A 20,379-nucleotide genomic window follows, 5' to 3' on the forward strand; every position below is an offset into this window, starting at 1 on the left:
AATTTCAATCTTTTAAAGTAATTGATAATCAGGCAGCTTTGTGATATAATTGAACAATCGAATCACAGCAAAATTGGCGTGAGGGTCTTTTGGGTCAAAATCATATTTTAGCAAATTTTCCATGTCTTTTTGCATGGAATCATTTACTTTGAATAATAACCTGTTCGATAGTTCCGTGATAATTGTTTTGTTATTTCCTTCATTATCAAAATCGATTTTGACCTCTATTTTATCAAATTCCGACTTTGGTTTCTCGTTTTCAGCAGTCATTGTATTCAAAACTTTTCTTGTAATGCTTCTTCCGCTGCAAAGCAAATCTGAAGTATTGTTGCGCTGTAAATAAATCTGCGAAGTCAGCCAGGAATTTCCTCCATCCCAACCTTTCACATTCACCTGATTGTACAAATCCATGCCTTGCTGTTTCAGGAAAAACAAAACTAAACCATCATCAAGATCGTCAATATGTAATTCATCCATAAGTTGTAAAATATAAACCAACGGATCTTTAATTTTTGTTCCGGAATTTTCTTTTTTATATTCTTCAGTAAAAATTTTAGTTAGTAGTGGCTGAATTTCAAACTTTACTTTTCTGAAATAATCGCCATAATATTTCACTAAATCTTCCGTAGGATTATCATAAACAAACCATTCCAAGATTTTTCGGGTAATTAAGTACGGAATGTTTTTCTGTTCAAAAATAATATCAACCAAATCATCGGCTTTCCAGTTTCCCGTTTTTCCGAAATAGGTTTTATCGGTATTGTCTTCAGCAAATTTTCGATAAACGCCGCCATCATCGCCATAATTTAATCCGGCTAATGCTCTTGCACCTTCTTTTATATCGCTTTCAGAATAATTCCCGATTCCAATAGTAAACAATTCCAATAATTCCCGACTCAGATTTTCGTTGTATTTGCCTTTTTTGTTATCGACATTGTCCAAATACTTTATCATCGCATTTGACTTTATGATTTGCTTGGTTAATTCCTTGAAATTACCAAAAGCATGTTCACGCAAAATCATATTATGCTGATAAATCCAGTAATTGACTTTTACTTTTTGGGAGGTTGAAACGAAATGATTGTGCCAAAAACAAACCATATTCTCGCGTAATGGAAATTCGTCATTACGCATTTTGTTAATCCACCATTTTTTAAGTTCTACATTAGAGTAGATTTCTTTTTTCAGAACTTTCTTTTTAAATTCAGAATCAGCAGTTTTTATGGATTCGCGCAATTCTTTAAGTTCCAAAAGTGTTTTGGGATCATCTTCTAAAAAAGCAGGAAGTTGTGTATCGAATTTGGAATCATAGGAATGTTTTAGAAATTTTTCTAATCCTAATTTTTCTATTTCTCCGGCTTGTTTACCGGAAAAACCCAATCGTAACGACCAAAGATTGCTTTTTTTCATAACGCAGGAAGTTGTTTAGAAATAAGACTTTGTTTTTCCTTAAAGGTTTAATTTGAGGGGCTGAGGGGCTACGGTTTTGAAAAGTTTGGTAATGTTTAGAACGGGATTTTTTTGGGGATATTGTTTATTTTATATTCAGCAATCATAATCAAACATAGCCCGTGGTTTCAACCACGGGAATGCGATGCGTTATTCCAATTCGTTTCCCGTGGTTGAAACCACGGGCTATGTTAATAGTACAATGTCTAATTTGATTCATTATAACCTAAAGCAATAGCTATAGCTTCTAACCCACTTGGATACTTATCAGACGAACTGACTACTAAACCATTCTCTAAAATTTGATTTCTCTCAATTTGTATAGCTAAAGATAAAATTTCAAAATCTGATAATTTTGGATATTCTTCTCTTAATTTTTTTGCAATTCTACTGTAATCTTCAATTATAATTTTCATTTGACTTTTTTTATCAAAAGTAGTAATTTTATTACAAACATCGCTTTGTAACAAAAAAACAGTTACCATTACGATAACTGCTTTCTATATTCTAAAAATCTAAAATCTCAGATCTAAAATCTAAAGTTATTAAGACCCACACATCTCACAATCCTCAGGACCTGCAGCTTGTGCTTTAAGCAACATCGCTTTATAATCCTCAATGTTGATTTCTTCAGTTTCTGCAACTAAAGCTGGTGCTGTTTCTTCTTTTTTATCATTGTTTAATGTGAATTTAATCGCATCAACAGCTGATTTCGTTCTCAAGTAATACATTCCTGTTTTTAAACCAGATTGCCAAGCGTAGAAGTGCATTGACGTTAGTTTAGAATAGTTAGCATCTTGCATGAACAAGTTCAACGATTGTGATTGGTCAATGAAATAACCTCTCTGACGTGACATATCGATAATATCTTTCATCGACATTTCCCAAACCGTTTTGTATAATTCTTTTAAGTCTTGCGGGATGATGTCAATATTTTGAACAGATCCGTTATGACGCATGATTTCTTGTTTCAAATCTTCGTTCCATAAACCTAGTTTTACTAAGTCTTCTAGTAAATGTTTGTTTACTACGATGAATTCTCCAGACAATACACGACGTGTGTAAATGTTTGATGTATATGGTTCGAAAGCTTCGTTGTTTCCAAGAATTTGTGAAGTCGAAGCAGTTGGCATTGGCGCAACCAATAATGAGTTACGAACTCCATGTTCTACAACTTCTTTTCTTAATGAAGCCCAGTCCCAACGTCCTGATAATTCTTCATCTTTCATTCCCCACATGTTGTATTGGAATTCTCCTTTAGACATTGGAGAACCTTCAAATGTTGAATATGGTCCTTCTTCTTTCGCCATTTCCATAGAAGCGGTTACAGCTGCGAAGTATAATGTTTCGAAAATCTCCTGATTCAAAGCTTTTGCTTCGTCACTTGTAAAAGGCAAACGCAACATGATGAAAGCATCTGCTAAACCTTGCACTCCTAATCCAACCGGACGATGGCGCATGTTAGAGTTTTCAGCTTCTTTTACAGGGTAATAGTTTCTATCGATTACTTTGTTCAGGTTACGGGTTACACGTTTTGTAACGTTGTAAAGTGCCTGGTGATCGAATTTTCCGTTATCGATGAACATTGGCAACGAAATAGAAGCTAAGTTACAAACTGCAATTTCATCTTTAGAGGTGAACTCCATAATCTCTGTACACAAGTTAGAAGAACGAATTGTTCCTAAATTCTTGTGGTTCGATTTACGGTTTGCTGCATCTTTATACAACATATAAGGCGTTCCTGTTTCGATTTGTGATTCAAGGATTTTCTCCCATAATTCACGTGCACGAATGGTTTTTCTACCTTTACCTCTAAATTCATAATCCGTATACATCGCTTCGAATTCGTCTCCGTATACATCGTATAATCCAGGACATTCGTTAGGACACATTAAAGTCCATGTTGTATCTTCCTGAACACGTTTCATGAATAAATCTGAAGTCCACATGGCGAAGAATAAATCTCTCGCACGCATTTCTTCTTTTCCTGTATTTTTCTTCAAATCCAAAAATTCAAAGATATCAGCATGCCAGGTTTCGATGTAAATCGCAAAACTTCCTTTACGTTTTCCACCACCCTGATCTACGTAACGCGCTGTATCGTTGAAAACTCTCAACATTGGAACAATTCCGTTTGAAGTTCCATTTGTACCACGAATGTATGATCCTGTCGCACGAACGTTATGAATAGAAAGACCAATTCCTCCCGCTGATTGCGAGATTTTAGCCGTTTGTTTTAATGTATCGTAAATTCCGTCAATACTGTCATCCTGCATTGCCAAAAGGAAACAAGAAGACATTTGAGGTTTTGGAGTTCCCGCGTTGAACAACGTTGGCGTAGCATGCGTAAAGAACTTTTTAGACATTAAATCGTAAGTTTCAATTACCGATTTTAAATCGTCTAAGTGAATACCAACCGAAACACGCATCAGCATATGTTGTGGTCTTTCTACGATTTTTCCGTTTATTTTAAGCAAATACGAACGCTCTAAAGTTTTGAAACCAAAGTAATCGTAATTGAAATCTCTTGTATAGATGATATGAGAATCTAAAAACGCAGCGTTTTCCTGAATCACTTTAAATACTTCATCCGAAAGTAATGGCGCTTCTTGTCCATTTCTTGGATTTACGTAGTGATACATATCTTTCATCGTTTCTGAGAAAGATTTTTTAGTATTTGAATGTAGGTTCGAAATTGCCACACGCGCCGCTAATTGTGCATAATCAGGATGCGCAATAGTCATAGAAGCTGCCGTTTCTGCCGCAAGATTATCCAGTTCAGAAGTAGAAACCCCATCATACAATCCTTCGATAACTCTCATGGCTACCTTAACAGGATCTACAAGCTCATTCAAGCCGTAACACAATTTTTTGATTCTTTCTGTAATCTTATCAAACATTACCGGCTCCTTGTGGCCATCTCTTTTTACTACATACATAAGCTTACTATTTATTAGTTATTGAAATAATGAAAGACCTGGAAAATAAATCCCAGTGCTTAAACATTGCGTGTTTTTAAATTATTTGAGAATTATAAAATCCTCAATAGTCACCTGCTCCCCGACCTGTAAAAAGATCGAAAATGCGCTAAAAATTGTTACTGAATCTACGATTTGGGGAAAGAGATTCAATCTTAAAAAAATGATTTATTCTTTTAGTGTTTTCGGTATCACTAAATATTCTTGTTGTCTAAAAATCTGCGTCAAATGAAATTTTCTGAGCATCACTATCTGTGTTCATCACACCAGATTTTTGATACTCGGCAACACGTTTTTCAAAGAAATTAGTTTTTCCCTGAAGAGAAATCATATCCATGAAATCAAACGGATTCGCTGATCCATACACACGATCACAACCTAATTCTACTAATAATCTATCCGCAACAAATTCTAAATATTGCGTCATTAAAGTAGCATTCATTCCAATTAAACTTACCGGAAGAGATTCTGTTACAAATTCTCTTTCAATATCTAAAGCATCAACAATGATTTCTTTAATTCTGTCTTTTGGAACTTTATTGATCAGGTGATGATTGTGCAAGTGGACAGCAAAGTCACAGTGTACACCTTCGTCACGGGAAATCAATTCGTTAGAGAAAGTCAAACCTGGCATTAAACCACGTTTTTTCAACCAATAAATAGAACAGAAAGCACCTGAGAAGAAAATACCTTCAACAGCAGCAAAAGCGATTAGTCTTTCAGCAAATGAATCTGACTCGATCCATTTTAAAGCCCAGTCTGCTTTTTTCTTAATTGCAGGAAAAACTTCCAAAGCATTGAATAACTCCGCTTTTTCAGCTTCATCTTTCACGTAAGTATCAATCAGTAGAGAATAAGTTTCACTATGAATGTTTTCCATCATGATTTGAAATCCGTAGAAAAACTTTGCTTCAGCATATTGAACTTCGTTCACAAAATTCTCTGCCAAATTCTCATTTACGATCCCGTCAGAAGCTGCAAAGAATGCCAAAATGTGTTTAATGAAATATCTTTCCTCGTCGCTTAATTTATTATTCCAGTCTGTCAAATCCTGGTGTAAATCGATTTCTTCAGCAGTCCAGAAACTAGCTTCCATTTTTTTATACCATTCCCAAATATCATGATGTTTGATAGGAAAAATAACGAAACGATTTTTATTTTCTTGTAATATTGGCTCGACTTGTGACATGACGGTTTTATTTAATTTTTATGCTGAATTTTACTTATTCAGAACGATTACAAAGATTGTCATTTGTTGCCAAAAATAAAAGTCAAACTTATTCACAATCGGACGTAGTTTTTAACAACGGCCCAAAAATGAGATCTTTTTCAGACAATAATTAAATAGTTGCAAATGAGTATTTTAAACCTTTAATTTACGCTCGGAAGGGCCGTAGAATATAGACTTTTTGAAATAAAAAGCAAGAAATAATGAATAGTTTTTAAAAGTTTTTTTGAAGCAGATTTTGATTTTTTCTGATCGAAATCGAAGTAGTTCTCAGCCATACTATGGGCTGCCGATTTATTTCGAATTTTTAAGTTCTTCGGCAACTTTTTCAAGTTCCAAATACCAGTCTTCACCAAAGCGACGAATCAAAGCTTCTTTGACAAATTTGTACACCGGAACTTCCAATTCCTTGCCTAAAGAGCAGGCATCATCACAAATATCCCACTTGTCGTAATTAACCGCAGCAAACTCCGTAAAGTCTTTCACTCGGATTGGATATAAATGACATGAAACCGGTTTTTTCCAATCTACGATTCCCTGATTGTAGGCTTGCTCAATTCCGCAAAGGGCCGTTTTTCCGTCAAAAATAACGTAAGCACAATCTTTTTCATCAATTAATGGTGTTTCAAGATCACCGTCAGTTCCTTTAACCCAGGTCCCCTGCGCTTCGATAGCAGCAATTCCTTCCTTGCGTAAAAAAGGTTTAACCTTAGGATAGATTTCTTCAAGGATTTTAGTTTCTGCTTCGCTCAAAGGCGCACCGGCATCCCCATCAACACAGCAGGCTCCTTTACAAGCTGACAAGTTGCACACAAATTCTTTTTCAAGAATATCCTCTGAAATAATGGTTTTACCTAATTGAAACATGATAATAAAGTACTGTAATTTATAAAGTGCAAAGATAGTCAAAGAAAACAGATGAAATGGGATTAAATTTTACTGTCGCGTTAGTAAAGTTTTTTCACAGAGTTACGCAAAGTTTTTTCACAGAGATCCACAAAGATTTATCATGCTTTGCAAAAGTTTAAAAACTCAAAAACTTTGCGAACTCTAAAAATTAAACTCCGCGAAACTCTGTGGCAAACTTTGTGAATCTCTGTGGTAAAGCTATTAATTGTTACAAATATCAATTTTTTAACCACTAAAACGTGTTTTTATAACAAAAACGCATCGTATTCAAAAAACACCTATCTTTATTATCTACCTTTGCAAAAATTTTAAACCCTTAAAATCAAACTAATATGTTAGAAATCGACTTTAAAGAAATTATTACTGTTGGAATGGTACTTTTTGCTGTAATTGACATTGTGGGTTCTATTCCGATTATTGTCAATTTAAGAGCAAAAGTTGGGCATATTGATTCTGAAAAAGCTTCGATCGTTGCCGGATTAATAATGATAGTTTTTCTTTTCGTTGGAGAAGGTTTACTTAACCTGATTGGAATCGATGTGCATTCATTTGCCGTTGCCGGATCTTTTGTATTATTCTTTTTGGCTCTGGAAATGATTTTAGGAATCCGAATTTATCGTGATGAAGAACCAGGATCAGCATCTATCGTTCCTTTGGCTTTTCCGTTGATTGCCGGAGCAGGAACAATGACGACTTTATTATCGCTTCGTTCTCAATTTCATACCATCAATATCATTATAGCGATCTTATTAAATATCATTTTGGTGTATATCGTTTTAAAATCTTCCAAAAAAATAGAAAATTTATTAGGAGAAAACGGACTTGGCGTAGTGCGCAAGACATTTGGAGTCATACTTTTAGCGATTGCTGTTAAATTATTCGCTGCTAATGTTAAAGGTTTGTTCGTCTAACGGATATTTTTATAAATTTACCCCATAAAATTTCTAAAATAGAACCTTTAACATATTCATATACCTAAAGGTTTTATTTTAATATTTAGACAAACAAACAACCCTATGAAAATCTTTACTTCAATCTTAGTGCTTTTAGCATTAGCTTTAATTGTTTTTAATATTACACAATTAGACTTTAAAAATCCTTTTCAGGGAGACAGCGGCGTTGCGCTTATTGGAATCGCAGCTGCGCTTTGTGCAGTATTAATTCTTTTGATTTTTAGAATTTCAAAAAGAATTGAAGAAAAAATGCATGACAATAGATAATATCTTTGACGTTCTACTTATTGGAGGAGGCGTTTCTGGCATGTCATGTGCACTGGTTTTAGGATCAGCAAAAAACAAAGCTTTTGTTACCGATAAAAAAATCGGAATTTTTACACATCAAAAAAATTCTTCGCTACAAGAAGCAATTTTCTACAATGCGTATGGCATTACACCAGGTAAATTAGGATCTGAATTACTTATCGAAAGTACGCAGGATTTAGCTATGACTTATCCGCATATTACTCAGATTCCAAATGAAAAAGTAATTAAAGTTGAAGGCTCTTTTCCTTCATTTATTGTTACTACCAACAAAAACTCTTATAAAACAAAAAATATTGTAATCGGAATTGGTTCTGCCAATACTTTTGATATTGAAGGTTTAATGCAATATGTTGAACCTCACAAAAAAGCACTTCCCGAAAAACAACGCATTCAGCTTAAAAACGACGATCATAAAGTAGCCGACGGTATTTATGTAATTGGAACTTTAGCGGGCTGGAGAAGCCAATTAGCGATTGCTGCCGGAAGCGGTGCCGCTGTTGCAACCGATATTCTTACTTTATGGAATAATGGCGTACAAACTCACGTTCACGATAGTATTCGATAAAGTTTAAAACATAAGTTTTTTATAAAATTAAACCATTAAGAGATTAAGAAAAATTAAGACTTTACGCTTAATAAACTTAATCTCTTAATGGTTTAAAAATTCTATGTTGTTACTTCACCGAAACAATCTCAGTTACTTTGATATGTTTTTCATCCTCTGTTTTCCAGATTTCTCCTTTTACAGAAACATTATCGCCAATTTTTAATTGTTTATACTTTTCAGGTCCGCCAAGATTTACGATGCTGATAGTAGCCAAATAAACTTCTTTTTCAGCTGTTGAGATTGTTGCTGTGTATCCGTCCTTTCCAGCCTCGATTGCATCTACTTTTCCGGAAACGGTATTTACATTATTATCTTTTATGGTTTTACACGAAATTACAAAAGTCATTAAAACGAATAGAAAGCTTATTTTTTTTAGATTTTTCATAGTTATATATTTAACAACAAATCTCGAACTATCATAGACAAGATTCATTACAGTATATTTTAATAAATTATTATTATTTTATTGTAATTGAATACAGCTTCCGGCTATCACTCTCAAATTTTCATCAAACTGTTTCCAGACTCTTATATAACGAAAAGCACCATTTATAGGATTATTATCAACAAATCCTTTTAATACAACTGTAACTGCAACAACAGCCGTATCATCAATTAAAGTGATAATCTGATCCAAAGCTTCTATTGCGTCAACTTTCATTTTACCTGAACGATAAGAATTCAGATCAAATTCTTTAGTAATTGTATTTCCATCAGGTAAGTTGAAAAGCAAATCGTCATGAAGGATTTTTTCTAAAGCCGAAACATCAGCATTTTTAATGGCTGCCAAAAGTTCTATCTCAGCATTTACAACGGCTTCTATTTTCATCTTTAAAAAGTTTCAGCATTATTTCTTTGGATTCTGAATCGCCTTAATCATGGCATCTTCTTTCAAAATCACATCATAATAGTATATTTCGCCGTACAATTGTCGGGCAAATTCAGCAGTGATATAACGATTTACCAAATCTTTCGTTTTATCCAATTTCAAATCTAAACCGGTCATGAAAATATAGTTTTTGAACTTTTTGAAATACACATCATTATTTTTCATTTTTGCCAAAAACTCATTAAAATGAAGTCCTGCAAAAGCACTTCGGTTTTTATCCAATTCCTCAAAAACGAAATGACCAACCACACCAGTCTGCAATAAGTACGCAACATTTTCATTTCCGTGTTCCGCTTCCATCGGAACAAAAAGATCCGGAACGATTCCGCCACCACCATATACGATTTTACCTTTTGGCGTTTTAAACTTTAAGGAATCTGCCACTTTTATGCTGTCTTTTGCATAAAGTTCACCCGATTTTACCCTTGATTCCGATTCTTTAAAATAATCTTCATTTCCTTTTTTATAAGGCTTTTGAATCGATCTTCCGGTTGGCGTATAATATCTTGCTACAGTCAATCGTACCGCTGATCCATCATTAAAATCCATTTCACGCTGCACTAAACCTTTACCGAAAGAACGTCGGCCAACAATAATTCCGCGATCATTATCCTGCAATGCTCCCGCTAAAATTTCACTTGCCGAAGCACTATTTTCATTAATCAGAATATATACTTTTCCGGTTTCAAAACTTCCGGCTTTTGTAGCATATGTTTTTTCCGTGGTTCCGTTTTTACTTTTTGTAAAAACAATAAGCTGTTTGTCTTTCAGGAATTCGTCAGCAATCGCCACTGCTTCTTCCATATAACCACCGCCATTATCACGAAGATCAATTACAAGCGACTCAATTCCGTTTTGTTTTAGCCTTGTCAAACCAGTTTTAAACTCATTGAAAGTAGTTTCAGCAAAACGATTGATTTTTATATAGCCTGTCTTATTACCAAGCAACAAAGAGGCATCGACACTTTTTATGGCGATAATATCCCTTTTTACCTTAAATTTTATTTTTTTTTGTTCTGATTTTCTAAAAACTGTCAATTCAATCTCTGAACCCTGAAGTCCTTTCAATTTTGAAAACAGGCTGTCTGAAGGCAGTTTTCGGCCGTATAGTTTTGTTTTTCCGGCAAATAAAATCCGGTCACCGGATTTTATTCCCGCTTTGGCTGAAGGTCCGTTTTCGACAGGTCTTATAATTGCAACGGAATCTTTATACATATAAAAATTGATTCCGATTCCTACGAAATCACCTTTCATGCTTTCAGCCACTTCAGCCTGTTCACTTGGCGGAATATAAACAGAATGCGGATCTAATTTTGAGAGAATATTATCAACTGTTAAGTTTACAATTGAATCGGTATTGATACTGTCGACATATTCATTATTAATAAAATCGATCAGTTTATTTAGTTTTGTTTTGGAGTAATTTTTAGCCAAAAGCCCATCATCAACGGGAGCATTCATCAGGCTTCCGAGGACTGTTCCCAGAGCAAAAGCAGCTCCGATAACAATTGGCAAATATTTAGAATTAAATTTCATTTATTCTTCTAAAACAGGAATATGTTCAACTTCAACACCTGCTTTTACTAAAAATTGAATTCCGGCATCATCACGATATCCGTTTTGGTAAACCACTCTCTTTATGCCAGACTGATGTATCAATTTGCTACATTCTTTACAAGGCGAAAGTGTAATATACAAAGTTGCACTTTCACAAGACTGTGTTGATCGCGCCACTTTTAAAATAGCATTTGCCTCTGCATGAAGAACTTCCCAACGGGTTAGTCCTTCTTCATCTTCACAGCAATTTTCAAATCCGGATGGCGTTCCGTTATAACCGTCAGAAATAATCATTCGGTCTTTTACGATAATGGCGCCCACCTGCTTACGCTTGCAATACGAGAGCGAACCCCATTCTTTAGCAATACGAAGGTACGCTTTATCGTATTTATTTATTTTTTTTACATCCATTTATTTATCTGTTCCAAATTGGGCTTTCAATAATCATCGGAATCACCACTCCGATAATAAAAGCCGACATTACAAGTGCCCAATCACGTTTTGAAAAACGAAATACGGTTTGCACAATATAGGATATTATCAGAACCACGAAAACAACAACTAATTGTGCCGCTTCAATTCCTAATGCAAATTCGCCTAAAGGTAATAATTTTGACGTTGGCGAGCCTCCTAAAATACTCTTAAAATAATTTGAGAATCCAAGTCCGTGAATTATTCCAAAAAACAATGTCACCATGAAGATTAAATTTACACCTTCATTTTTTGATGCTTTTCCTGCTGTAAAAAGATGAAATATTGCCGTTATTAAGATTGTAATCGGAATTAAAAACTCTACAATATTGACTTTTATAGCGATTATTCCAAAAACAGAAAGCAATAAAGCCAAGGTATGACCAATTGTAAAAACCGAAACCAAAAGCAAAATTCTTTTCCAGTCTTTAAACAGATAAGGAACTGTTAAGGCGATTAAAAAAAGAACGTGATCGTAGGCGTGGATATCTAAAACATGTTTTAATCCTATCTGAAAATAAATCCAAAATTCTGACATAGGGCAATAATTTTAATTTGATTAAGGGGTTGTAAACTTACGATTTATTTTGAAAATTAAAGAAACCGCAATATTAAAACAACGCAGAAAAATAAGTTAAATTTTATGAGAAATTTAAAAAGTTAAATTAAAATAAGATTTATCTTTGTTCTATATAAAACCCTATTAATTATGCCATTTTCAGAATTATTTGATAACGAATTCAAACAAAGAAACAGAGGTCATTTCTCTGCAATTGTTCGTGTAGCTTATGCTGACGGAAAAATTAATGATGAAGAACAAGCGTTTTTGGACAAACTAGCTTCAAGATTAGAAATTTCAGAAGAAGAATACAAGGAAATCCTTAAAGATCCTTGGCAACATTCAATAAATCCTCCTTATTTATATGCACAGCGTCTTGAGCGTTTATATGATTTGGCACGAATGGTACACGTAGACCACCATTTAGGAGACCAACAAGAAGTTATGCTGACACGTATGGGATTAGCTTTAGGATTTACACCAGGAAACGTAAACCATATTGTAAGAAAGGCATTGTCTTTAATTGATAAAAAAGTAGATTTGGATACATTCCTTTTCGAAATGGAAAATATGAATAAATAAAAAAAAGCTCCAAGATTGGAGCTTTTTTTATGACTTTTTACCATTAAGACATTAAGGTTCATTAAAGCAAAACTTAATTTTTCTTAATATCTTAATGGTGAAATTATTTCACTACAGTGCTTCCGCCATAAATTGCTCTGCTTTTTCTACCATGTTAAGGCTTCCGCAGAAAAACGGAACTCTTTCGTGCAATTCCGTTGGCTGAATTTCCATAATTCGTCCAAAACCGTCTGTCGCTTTTCCTCCAGCCTGTTCCGCTATAAACGCCATTGGATTACATTCGTATAATAAACGTAATTTCCCTTTAGGTGCTTTTGAACTTGTTGGATAAAGATAAATTCCTCCTTTAATCATGTTTCTATGAAAATCGGACACTAGACTTCCAATGTATCTTGAAGTATAAGGTCTGTCGTCTTCTTCACGCTGACAATATTTGATGTAGTTTTTTACTCCCTGTGGAAAATGCACATAATTCCCTTCGTTTACAGAATAAATATGTCCGTCTTTTGGAAATTGCATATTTGGATGTGAAAGATAAAAAGTACCAATCGCCGGATTCAATGTAAAACCATTCACACCATGACCTGTTGTGTACACTAACATAGTCGATGTTCCGTAAATTACATATCCTGCCGCCACCTGATTTACTCCCGGTTGTAAAAAATCCTCGCTTGTTACCGGGGTTCCAATTGGTGTAATCCTTCTGAAAACTGAGAAAATAGTTCCTAAAGAAACATTTACATCAATGTTGGAAGATCCGTCAAGCGGATCCATCAAGATCACGTACTTATTATTATTACTGTTGTCGCTCCCCTTGACAGTAATAAATTCGTCGTTTTCTTCAGAAGCAATTCCACAGACAATCTCACGGTTAATTAACGTCTGGATAAATACTTCATTGGCATACACATCTAATTTTTGCTGATCTTCTCCCTGAATATTTTGTTCGCCTACAGCGCCAATAATATCGACTAATCCAGCCTTGTTTACTTTATAGTTGACAACCTTGGCCGCCAAACGTATAGAGTTGATAATTCGGGAAAGCTCCCCCGACGAATACTGAAATGCTTTTTGGTTCTCAATAATAAACTCTCCCAGTGTTTTATTGCGTTCTTCCATTGCTATATCGTTATAGTTTTAATTTTAAGTCACAAATATCGCTTATTTTGTGAGAATGGTTTAAAAATTATTTTGTTAGTTTGCTACTATTGTATATTTGCTAATTAAAGCTGAAAAGCACGTAGTAAAAACACAGTTTTTTAGCTAAAAAACGCTTAATAATAAGAATATAGAAATTGTCCCTGAAAAAAATTTGAGCAAAAAAACGCTGTAAAACAAAAGACAATAATATATAGACAAGACAAAAAATAATAGAAATATGAATATTAGAAAAGGAAATCCTGAGGACATGGAATCAGTTTTGGGATTGATACAGGAGTTGGCAATATTCGAAAAAGAACCTGACGCTGTTGTCGTAACTGTTGATGATTTAGTACGTGATGGTTTTGGCGAAAAACCACTTTTTCATGTTTTTGTTGCAGAAGTAGAGAAAGAAATTGTTGGAATCGCATTATACTATTACCGTTACTCTACCTGGAAAGGAAAAACAATACACCTTGAAGACTTAATAGTAAAGGATAAAATGCGTGGTACTGGTTTAGGATCGGCCCTTTATGCTGAAATAATGAAGCAGGGAAAAAGAGATAATGTAAGAAGAGTAGAATGGAATGTTTTAGACTGGAATACACCGGCCGTTAAATTTTACGAGAATTCAGGCGCAAAAATTCTCGAAGAATGGCGTGTAGTTCAAATGGACGAAGCAGGAATTGATTCATTTCTGGAAAAACTATAAAAAATATTTAGCCACTGATTAAATGATTTTCACTGATTTTTTTTTGCCACGAATTTCACAAATTTTCACTAATTAATTCGTGCTCATTCGTGAAATTCGCGGCAAACTTACCCAGCATTTAAAATCGTTTTAATCTGTGGCAGAAAAATAAAAAAATACTAGATTTCACTTAATCTGAAATCTAAAATTAAAAATCTAAAGTTAGCAATGAGAGTATTTAAATTTGGAGGAGCATCGGTAAAAGATGCAGACGGAATTAAAAACGTTTACGACGTTTTGCAAAAAGTGGGTTATGAAGATGTAATTTTAGTAGTTTCAGCAATGGGAAAAACTACAAATGCTCTTGAGGTTGTGATCAAAAATTATTTTGATAAATCGGCAGAGTTAAATTCATCTGTACAAGAAATTAAGAAATATCACAATCAAATATTATTAGATTTATTTGAAGATGATAAACATGAGGTTTTTGCAGCAGTAACTGAACAATTCTCAGAATTAGAATACTTTTTAGCACATAACAAATCACCAAATTACAATTTCGTTTACGATCAGGTGGTAAGTTTTGGAGAATTGATTTCGACTGTAATTTTAAGTCATTTCATGAATTTCATGGGTATTAAAACGAATTGGCTTGACGTTCGTAATTTCATTAAAACCGATGCAAACTATCGTGATGCTGAAGTTGACTGGGAAACTACGCAACAAAACATCAGCAAAAATGTACCAAGAAAAACTTTAAATATCACACAGGGATTCCTGGGGGCCGACGAAAATAACTTCACTACAACTTTAGGACGTGAGGGTTCTGATTATACTGCAGGAATTTTCGCTTATTGCCTAAATGCTGAAAGCGTTACAATCTGGAAAGACGTTCCGGGTGTTATGAATGCCGATCCACGTTATTTTGAAAATGCAAGTTTGTTAAACCAAATTTCATATCGTGAAGCAATCGAATTGGCTTTTTACGGAGCTACGGTAATTCACCCAAAAACATTACAACCGTTACAGAAAAAAGAAATTCCATTATATGTAAAATCTTTCATCAACCCATTATTAAAAGGAACTTGTGTTTCTAAAGGTGTTGATTTGGAGCCGCAATATCCTTGTTTTATTGTGAAAAGAAATCAGTTGTTGATTTCACTTTCATCAATAGATTTCTCTTTTATTATGGAAGAAAACATCAGTGAGATTTTCGCTTTGTTTCATGAATTTAAAATCAAAGTAAATCTGATTCAGAACTCGGCAATTAGTTTTTCTGTTTGTGTGGAAGATAAATTTGAGAACTTCAATGACTTGAATGCGATTCTTTCGAAAAAATTCAAAGTGGACTATAACGAAAATGTGACTTTATACACGATTCGTCATTTCACCGAACAAGCTGCAGAAACTGTGGAAGAAAACAAAGCCGTTTTACTGAAACAAGTAAGTCGCGAAACTATGCAGATTGTGACTAAAGAACTAAATTAATTCTGCTATAAAAAGTTAATTATAATTCAACATACTAAAAAAGGCTTCACGAAATTGTGAAGCCTTTTTTGCGTTTTATCTTGCCCGCTGATTCTCGGTTTGTTCTAATTCTGATTTCTTATAATTTGTTTTCTTCGAATTCCCAAAATTATACGTCGCTATCAATTTAAAATAATTTGTCGTGTAAGTTCTATGATAATATATTTGAGTTTGCCCGACATTATAATCTCCTGAAACCATAAAGTCATGAAAAATATCATTTGCTGTAAAATTCAGTTTTAAAGCATCTTTAAAAAAATTTCTTTCGATTCCTACTGTTACTATTGATCGGCTGTTATCACTTCCCAATCCATAACTTCGGTCTCCTAAATACCAGGCGAGAAGCTGCAGTTTAAAAAGATTCGGAATTGCAAATGTATTATTCGAGTACAAATAAATCTGAGGCCGAACCGGGCCCATTTCAAACGAATAAAAATTATCTATGGATTTGGTTAAATTCATACTTACTGTATTAGTAGAATTCCACCATTTCACATTAAAAGATCTAGAAAGCGAAGTAAAAAACACATGTCCTTTATCAAGATTTAATGATCGTAATATATAACTGTTTGGAGTGTTTCCCCGTAAAGCAGCTCCTGACATAGGATCAATTTTATAGGTATAACCCATTTTAAAATCAAACTTTTGATACATTGCTCCTATTTCAAACGCATGGATTTTTTCCGGCAACAAATTAGGATTTCCCTCAATGGTCGTAAACGGATCCTGATAAATAACAAAAGGATTTAGAGCCTGATATCTCGGTCTTGTAATTCTTGACACATATGAAAAATGCCCTTTCCAATCTTTAGAAAAATTCATGTTTAAAAGTAAATTCGGAAAAATATTCCCATAACTTTTCTTGAATTTCTGAATCCCGTTTGCATTGGTGTACAAATCATAATTCGTCCATTCGCCTCTAGCGCCTACAGAAAAATCGAACTTTTTACCAATTGAACTTCCGTAATTAAAATAGGCCGCACTAATTTTTTCGACATATTGAAAATCACTCGATAGTGCATCATCAAACTCAAAATCAATATCAGTAGCATCTGAAATTAAAAAATCTGTAGCCCATTTGATGGTCGCATAACTATATTTCGCTCCCGTTTCCAGTCTGGTATTTTCTTTAATTTTTTTGGAATAATCAAGCTGAGTTGAAATTATATTGATGGTATTTCCAACATTATTCTTCAGATACTTTTGCGTATTAACGTCATTTACCCAACCATTTTCATCAATAAAATCATGGACTGTTCCGTTATAATTGAAATATTGCGATCCGATAAATAATGACGAACCTTTTTTATCGGTTATTGCATTGTAATTTAAATTCACAAACTGATTGAGCAACACATCATTTTTATCAATATCTGTGGCATAAAAATTATTTCCCGCATTATTTTCGATTGAATTTCGACTTTCAACAACACCGCCCAAATCTTCAATGTTACCGCTGTAGGCAAGTGAAATATAATTCTTTTCAGAAAAAGTGTATTGAATGCCAAACCCAAAATTAGAATAATTATTAAACTCACGTTTCCAATCTGTTGTCAATTCCGACTTTATAAATTCCTTCGGATTCGGCCGCGTTCTGGTCGTGTACAAGAGTTCTCTTCCCTTTCCTAATTGCAAGCCATAATTTGTTATAAATGAAAACTTCCCTTTTGTATAATTAAAATCAAGTAAGGTATTGGTACTTGTTCCTGCAAATTCAGAAACCGTTATGTGCTGACTTGCCGTTCCCATAATTCCGCTTTCAATATTTCTTTTGGTAATAATGTTAATTACCGCTTTTCCCTCAGCGTCATATTTTGCTGAAGGATTTGAAATTACTTCAATCTTTAAAATCTGTGAAACCGGAATAGCAGCAAAACGTTCGTAATTAATCAATATTCCGTTTAGGTAAATAATCGCCTCGCCTTTTCCGATTACACTGATTTGTCCTTCGGAGACAACGACATTCGGAACCCTACTTAACACTTCATTTACAGAACTGCTTGTCGAAAGCAAAGTGTTAGCCACATTTACATCTGATTATTCAAAAGAAACAAATCGTCTGTCTTTTTTCGGTATAAAAGAATTGAAATAATCAAGTACAAAATAAAAGAAAAAACTACCGCTCCGCTAATATAAGTTGCTCCCGGAGCTCCCATTATTGATAAAAAATAAAAAAGAAATAAGAGAAAATTACCCAGAAAAAGCATTCCAAACCAAGTTTCTGCCGGAGTTGATTTGTGTTTTCTGTTTACGATTTTGGCTAATATATTTTTGATTGTAAGACCTGAAAAAACAAGGCAAACAAACCATTGAAAATAAATAATTCTTATAAAATAACCGCCCCAAAGTTTTGGATATTACTTATATGGAAATATAACTCCAATCGTAACAATAAGTAACGCCCAGAATAAAAGTGTGATTTTCCACGCTTTCGGCATTATATTGATTTCTTCCACTGCCGATTTAAGAAAATAATACAAACAAGGACCAATAAAAAAACAAGCTGTAAGTCCAAATTGCAAATACATTTTTGGCAAAGCCGAATAAAAATATACAAATACCGATTTTCCAATTCGGATGCTTAACGCAAATAAAAGCGCTCCTAAGAAATAATTGGTCAGGTATTTTTTCTTGGTGAAGAAAAAGAAATAGACGCCCAGAATAATTCCGTTGAAAACTCCCTAAAGCACTAAAAAAGAATAAAAGTTCTTTGCTAGTATCCATAATTTAAATTCGTTATATGTTGTAACAAAGCTAAAAAAAATTATGCCTTTTATTTTTTATTCTCTTTCAAATGCCAATTACTTTTTCAACTCTTAAATTAATTTTGTATTTAATACTAAAACTATGATTTATGCAGATTTAGGGTAAGAATACCCTAAAACTGCATAATACAATAATGCCGATTCTGTTAATTTAGCTTTTTAATCAAAAAACTTTATTAACCAGTTAATTATCACCTTATGAAAAAACTTTTTTTAATTGCAATAATATTTATTGGTACATCCTACTCATGCACTAATAATGAGTCTATAAAAAATGAATCTGCCAATTCCCTTGATTACTCTGCTTTAAATAAATCTGTAGACAATCAAATTAGTAGATTCCAAGATTTAATTGTAAACACTAATGTTGAAGATAAATATTTGAAATATTTCCAAACAGAACCATTATCCTCAGTTGCCAAGAAAAATATTCGAAAAGAAGAGACAATTAAAATTAAATTAGCTCCTCATTACAATACAGAAGAGGGTCAATTCATGTTAAGTTTTTATCAGGATTTAGCGAACTGTTATGATAATAAAATAGTAGAACTTTTAAATTCAAAAAGAATTTTACTTAATCAAGGTAGTTTTTCATCAGATTTTAAAAATGAAGCAAGTTTTATATTTAATACGATTGAGAAAACTACAAATGAGATAGGCGCTATTTTAAATAAATCCCAAACAAATAAAACCGGAAAAGGTGCAGGTTTTGGAGATTGTGTAGCACAAAAAGGGAAATCCATAGGAAGAGCGGTTGCAACAGGGGCATTAGTAGGTGCAGTAGGAGGAGCTCTAACAGGCGCTGCAGGAGGAACAGTAGCCCTACCTGGAATAGGAAGTGCAGCAGGAGCTATAGGAGGAGCAGTTTTTGGAGCCGCTAAGGGCGCCGTTGGTGGTGGTCTTGTTGAACTTACATGGGCTTTTATAGATTGTGCAATGGAACGTAAAACCCTAGATGCAAATTATATGTATGCTGATGATTTCTATTTAGAGATTATTAATCCAAATAATCCTGAAGAATTAAATTTTTATATATTTGAGAATTCTGAAGTTTTAATGAATACTGTTTTAACTATCCCCGATGACACATTAATAAGATTTATTGAATAAATTATGAAGCCTAATAATAGAAAAAAACTCGTTTTTATCTATAACTACATATTTAGTCCTGTAGTTATTCTCATTATCTTTTGGACTCTTTTCTTTGATGGAAGTTCTTTCACCATTCAAAAGATAATTGATCACAAATTTGACTTAAAGTTATATTTGGCAATAGCATTAGCAATCGCTTTTCTGCTATTCATTAGACATGGAATAAAATTTCCAAAAAATGATCAAAAATAAATATTATACATTTGAGGCTTCATTGAAATGAAGCCTTTTTTTATCGTTTACGTTCCTTTTTCAAGTCTTTAATTACTTTTTTCAACTCTTTTATTCTTTCTTCGTATTGCTCAATAACTTTTTCTGATAAAAAATTTTCGGATGAAAAATCTCGGTTTCCATCTATTCGTAGTAATTCATCAGGGTTTATTTCGTAGATTTTAGATATCTTCAATATGTAATTTACCCAAGAAGTACTTTCACCGCTTTCCATTCTGGCATAAGCGGATTGTGAAATATGCAGATAATCAGCTACTTGCTCCTGTGACCAATTTTTAGCCTTATGTAAGATTTTTAACTTATTTCCTACAACAACATTCATGTTTCATTTTTTATCAAATATAAACATAAGAATTGTTTTACGGTTATGCAATATTAGATT

At 33.6% G+C, this 20,379-nt stretch carries 20 protein-coding genes; 7 read left to right on the top strand and 13 right to left on the bottom strand.

The window, feature by feature from the left end; translation table 11 throughout:
• Positions 1–12: 12 nt before the first annotated feature.
• The 5 genes from J2X17_RS16260 to J2X17_RS16280 form a co-directional block, all read right to left on the bottom strand.
• Positions 13–1,410, bottom strand: coding sequence for a DUF1800 domain-containing protein (locus J2X17_RS16260; protein WP_310300285.1), 1,398 nt, complete (start codon positions 1,408–1,410; stop codon positions 13–15).
• A gap of 245 nt (positions 1,411–1,655) precedes the next feature.
• Positions 1,656–1,865, bottom strand: a complete 210-nt coding sequence (locus J2X17_RS16265; protein ID WP_310300288.1) for a histidine kinase — start codon at positions 1,863–1,865, stop codon at positions 1,656–1,658.
• A 129-nt stretch (positions 1,866–1,994) separates the two neighbouring features.
• Positions 1,995–4,388, bottom strand: a complete 2,394-nt coding sequence (locus J2X17_RS16270; RefSeq protein ID WP_310300291.1) for a ribonucleoside-diphosphate reductase subunit alpha — start codon at positions 4,386–4,388, stop codon at positions 1,995–1,997.
• Positions 4,389–4,638: 250 nt separating this feature from the next.
• Positions 4,639–5,616: a ribonucleotide-diphosphate reductase subunit beta gene (locus J2X17_RS16275; RefSeq protein WP_310300293.1), complete on the bottom strand. Its 978-nt coding sequence runs from the start codon at positions 5,614–5,616 to the stop codon at positions 4,639–4,641.
• Positions 5,617–5,949: 333 nt separating this feature from the next.
• Complete coding sequence (locus J2X17_RS16280) at positions 5,950–6,522, bottom strand: DUF3109 family protein (protein WP_072969681.1); 573 nt, start codon at positions 6,520–6,522, stop codon at positions 5,950–5,952.
• A gap of 374 nt (positions 6,523–6,896) precedes the next feature.
• Here J2X17_RS16280 and J2X17_RS16285 point away from each other — a divergent pair, with 374 nt between their 5' ends.
• The 3 genes from J2X17_RS16285 (at position 6,897) to J2X17_RS16295 (ending at position 8,391) form a co-directional block, all read left to right on the top strand.
• Positions 6,897–7,475 carry a MarC family protein gene (locus J2X17_RS16285; protein ID WP_310300298.1) on the top strand — a complete coding sequence of 193 codons (579 nt, stop codon included), beginning with the start codon at positions 6,897–6,899 and terminating at the stop codon, positions 7,473–7,475.
• A gap of 105 nt (positions 7,476–7,580) precedes the next feature.
• Positions 7,581–7,784, top strand: coding sequence for a hypothetical protein (locus tag J2X17_RS16290; protein ID WP_074660928.1), 204 nt, complete (start codon positions 7,581–7,583; stop codon positions 7,782–7,784).
• Positions 7,771–8,391 carry an FAD-dependent oxidoreductase gene (locus J2X17_RS16295; RefSeq protein ID WP_310300300.1) on the top strand — a complete coding sequence of 207 codons (621 nt, stop codon included), beginning with the start codon at positions 7,771–7,773 and terminating at the stop codon, positions 8,389–8,391. The genes J2X17_RS16290 and J2X17_RS16295 overlap by 14 nt, the downstream gene beginning before the upstream one ends.
• 109 nt (positions 8,392–8,500) lie before the next feature.
• Here J2X17_RS16295 and J2X17_RS16300 read toward each other — a convergent pair whose 3' ends face one another.
• From J2X17_RS16300 to J2X17_RS16320, 5 genes are all read right to left on the bottom strand, one after another.
• Complete coding sequence (locus tag J2X17_RS16300) at positions 8,501–8,818, bottom strand: hypothetical protein (protein ID WP_310300302.1); 318 nt, start codon at positions 8,816–8,818, stop codon at positions 8,501–8,503.
• A gap of 78 nt (positions 8,819–8,896) precedes the next feature.
• Entirely contained in the window at positions 8,897–9,262 is a 366-nt protein-coding gene (locus J2X17_RS16305; RefSeq protein ID WP_310300305.1) for a nuclear transport factor 2 family protein, read from the bottom strand.
• Between the two features lie 18 nt (positions 9,263–9,280).
• Complete coding sequence (locus J2X17_RS16310) at positions 9,281–10,858, bottom strand: S41 family peptidase (protein ID WP_310300308.1); 1,578 nt, start codon at positions 10,856–10,858, stop codon at positions 9,281–9,283.
• A complete protein-coding gene (locus J2X17_RS16315; RefSeq protein WP_310300310.1) occupies positions 10,859–11,290 on the bottom strand; it encodes a deoxycytidylate deaminase in 432 nt (143 codons plus the stop codon). It abuts the gene before it with no gap.
• A gap of 4 nt (positions 11,291–11,294) precedes the next feature.
• A complete protein-coding gene (locus J2X17_RS16320; protein WP_310300313.1) occupies positions 11,295–11,888 on the bottom strand; it encodes a HupE/UreJ family protein in 594 nt (197 codons plus the stop codon).
• Between the two features lie 171 nt (positions 11,889–12,059).
• On the opposite strand from J2X17_RS16320, the gene J2X17_RS16325 reads away from it, so the two are divergent.
• Positions 12,060–12,491, top strand: a complete 432-nt coding sequence (locus tag J2X17_RS16325; protein WP_310300316.1) for a tellurite resistance TerB family protein — start codon at positions 12,060–12,062, stop codon at positions 12,489–12,491.
• Positions 12,492–12,602: 111 nt separating this feature from the next.
• Here the strand turns inward: J2X17_RS16325 and fbp are convergent, their stop codons facing one another.
• The gene (gene fbp / locus J2X17_RS16330) at positions 12,603–13,610 is read right to left on the bottom strand and encodes a class 1 fructose-bisphosphatase (protein WP_310300319.1); all 1,008 of its coding nucleotides are present in this window, start codon (positions 13,608–13,610) and stop codon (positions 12,603–12,605) included.
• A gap of 259 nt (positions 13,611–13,869) precedes the next feature.
• Between fbp and J2X17_RS16335 the strand changes: the two genes are divergently transcribed.
• Both J2X17_RS16335 and J2X17_RS16340 read left to right on the top strand, forming a co-directional pair.
• Positions 13,870–14,343: a GNAT family N-acetyltransferase gene (locus J2X17_RS16335; protein ID WP_310300321.1), complete on the top strand. Its 474-nt coding sequence runs from the start codon at positions 13,870–13,872 to the stop codon at positions 14,341–14,343.
• Between the two features lie 207 nt (positions 14,344–14,550).
• On the top strand, positions 14,551–15,810 hold the full coding sequence (locus J2X17_RS16340) for an aspartate kinase (protein WP_310300324.1): 1,260 nt from the start codon (positions 14,551–14,553) through the stop codon (positions 15,808–15,810).
• Between the two features lie 75 nt (positions 15,811–15,885).
• Here J2X17_RS16340 and J2X17_RS16345 read toward each other — a convergent pair whose 3' ends face one another.
• Complete coding sequence (locus J2X17_RS16345) at positions 15,886–17,874, bottom strand: TonB-dependent receptor domain-containing protein (protein WP_310300327.1); 1,989 nt, start codon at positions 17,872–17,874, stop codon at positions 15,886–15,888.
• A 938-nt stretch (positions 17,875–18,812) separates the two neighbouring features.
• On the opposite strand from J2X17_RS16345, the gene J2X17_RS16350 reads away from it, so the two are divergent.
• A complete protein-coding gene (locus J2X17_RS16350; protein ID WP_310300330.1) occupies positions 18,813–19,724 on the top strand; it encodes a hypothetical protein in 912 nt (303 codons plus the stop codon).
• Positions 19,725–19,998: 274 nt separating this feature from the next.
• On the opposite strand, the gene J2X17_RS16355 is transcribed toward J2X17_RS16350, so the two are convergent.
• Positions 19,999–20,319 (bottom strand): helix-turn-helix domain-containing protein, encoded by a 321-nt coding sequence (locus tag J2X17_RS16355; RefSeq protein WP_310300332.1) that lies wholly within the window; start codon positions 20,317–20,319, stop codon positions 19,999–20,001.
• Between the last annotated feature and the right edge of the window lie 60 nt (positions 20,320–20,379).

The sequence above is a fragment of the Flavobacterium aquidurense genome (genome assembly GCF_031458035.1).
Taxonomy (GTDB): Bacteria; Bacteroidota; Bacteroidia; order Flavobacteriales; family Flavobacteriaceae; genus Flavobacterium; species Flavobacterium aquidurense_C.

Coding starts and splice junctions, on each gene's coding strand:
- J2X17_RS16260 (WP_310300285.1), bottom strand. CDS start 1,410: ATGAAAAAAAGCAATCTTTGGTCGTTACGATTGGGTTTTTCCGGTAAA.
- J2X17_RS16265 (WP_310300288.1), bottom strand. CDS start 1,865: ATGAAAATTATAATTGAAGATTACAGTAGAATTGCAAAAAAATTAAGA.
- J2X17_RS16270 (WP_310300291.1), bottom strand. CDS start 4,388: ATGTATGTAGTAAAAAGAGATGGCCACAAGGAGCCGGTAATGTTTGAT.
- J2X17_RS16275 (WP_310300293.1), bottom strand. CDS start 5,616: ATGTCACAAGTCGAGCCAATATTACAAGAAAATAAAAATCGTTTCGTT.
- J2X17_RS16280 (WP_072969681.1), bottom strand. CDS start 6,522: ATGTTTCAATTAGGTAAAACCATTATTTCAGAGGATATTCTTGAAAAA.
- J2X17_RS16285 (WP_310300298.1), top strand. CDS start 6,897: ATGTTAGAAATCGACTTTAAAGAAATTATTACTGTTGGAATGGTACTT.
- J2X17_RS16290 (WP_074660928.1), top strand. CDS start 7,581: ATGAAAATCTTTACTTCAATCTTAGTGCTTTTAGCATTAGCTTTAATT.
- J2X17_RS16295 (WP_310300300.1), top strand. CDS start 7,771: ATGACAATAGATAATATCTTTGACGTTCTACTTATTGGAGGAGGCGTT.
- J2X17_RS16300 (WP_310300302.1), bottom strand. CDS start 8,818: ATGAAAAATCTAAAAAAAATAAGCTTTCTATTCGTTTTAATGACTTTT.
- J2X17_RS16305 (WP_310300305.1), bottom strand. CDS start 9,262: ATGAAAATAGAAGCCGTTGTAAATGCTGAGATAGAACTTTTGGCAGCC.
- J2X17_RS16310 (WP_310300308.1), bottom strand. CDS start 10,858: ATGAAATTTAATTCTAAATATTTGCCAATTGTTATCGGAGCTGCTTTT.
- J2X17_RS16315 (WP_310300310.1), bottom strand. CDS start 11,290: ATGGATGTAAAAAAAATAAATAAATACGATAAAGCGTACCTTCGTATT.
- J2X17_RS16320 (WP_310300313.1), bottom strand. CDS start 11,888: ATGTCAGAATTTTGGATTTATTTTCAGATAGGATTAAAACATGTTTTA.
- J2X17_RS16325 (WP_310300316.1), top strand. CDS start 12,060: ATGCCATTTTCAGAATTATTTGATAACGAATTCAAACAAAGAAACAGA.
- fbp (WP_310300319.1), bottom strand. CDS start 13,610: ATGGAAGAACGCAATAAAACACTGGGAGAGTTTATTATTGAGAACCAA.
- J2X17_RS16335 (WP_310300321.1), top strand. CDS start 13,870: ATGAATATTAGAAAAGGAAATCCTGAGGACATGGAATCAGTTTTGGGA.
- J2X17_RS16340 (WP_310300324.1), top strand. CDS start 14,551: ATGAGAGTATTTAAATTTGGAGGAGCATCGGTAAAAGATGCAGACGGA.
- J2X17_RS16350 (WP_310300330.1), top strand. CDS start 18,813: ATGAAAAAACTTTTTTTAATTGCAATAATATTTATTGGTACATCCTAC.
- J2X17_RS16355 (WP_310300332.1), bottom strand. CDS start 20,319: ATGAATGTTGTTGTAGGAAATAAGTTAAAAATCTTACATAAGGCTAAA.